Raw genomic sequence first — 890 nt, 5'->3', positions numbered from 1 at the left:
TCACCCAGCTCAGCCGTCGACCGGGGGCGGGGGTGGTCTTCCTGACGCTGCGCGACCCGGCGCAGGACATCTCGTTGACCGTCACCTGCTTCCGCGCGGTCTTCGACAAGGTCGCGGACGTGGTGACCGAGGGCGCCCGGGTGGTGGTGCTGGGGAAACCCGAGTGGTACGCGCCCCGGGGTCAGTTGTCCCTGCGGGCGACGGAGATCCGGGCGGTGGGTGTCGGGGAGCTGCTGGCGCGCCTGGAGCGGTTGAAGCGGGAGTTGGCGACGGAGGGGTTGTTCGCGCCGGAGCGCAAGCGGCGGTTGCCGTTCCTGCCGGGGCGGATCGGGTTGGTGACGGGGCGGGCGTCGGCGGCGGAACGGGACGTGCTGGAGAACGCCCGCTCGCGGTGGCCGGCGGTGCGGTTCGCGGTGCGGAACGTCGCGGTGCAGGGGGTGAACGCGGTTCCGCAGGTGATCGGGGCGGTGCGGGAGTTGGACGCCGACCCCTCGGTGGAGGTGATCGTGATCGCCCGGGGCGGCGGGAGCGTGGAGGACCTGCTGCCGTTCTCGGACGAGGCGTTGGTGCGGGCGGTGGCGGCGTGCGCGACGCCGGTGGTGTCGGCGATCGGGCACGAACCGGACTCCCCGCTGCTGGACCTGGTGGCGGATCTGCGGGCCTCGACCCCGACGGACGCGGCCAAACGGGTGGTGCCGGAGGTCGGGGAGGAGTTGGCGCGGGTGGAACAGCTCCGCGAGCGCGCCCGGTGGTGCGCGCGGGCGCTGGTGGAGCGCGAGGAGCGGGGCCTGCGGGCCACGGTGGACCGACCGGCGCTGGCGGAGCCGCACCGGCTGGTGGAGGAGCACGAGGAGCGCCTGGTGATGGCGGTGGAGCGGGGACGGCGGGTG

At 74.6% G+C, this 890-nt stretch carries 1 protein-coding gene; it reads left to right on the top strand.

Annotation, left to right across the window (positions count from 1 at the left end; all coding sequences use genetic code 11):
* A partial coding sequence (gene xseA / locus FNQ90_RS25100) for an exodeoxyribonuclease VII large subunit (RefSeq protein WP_182608413.1) occupies positions 1 to 890 on the top strand: 890 nt, incomplete at both ends.

This window comes from Streptomyces alkaliphilus (genome assembly GCF_014141535.1).
GTDB classification, from domain to species: Bacteria; Actinomycetota; Actinomycetes; order Streptomycetales; family Streptomycetaceae; genus Streptomyces; species Streptomyces alkaliphilus.
The sequence above is the reverse complement of the archived record's forward strand: the minus strand, read 5'-3'. Positions and strand labels throughout refer to the sequence as shown.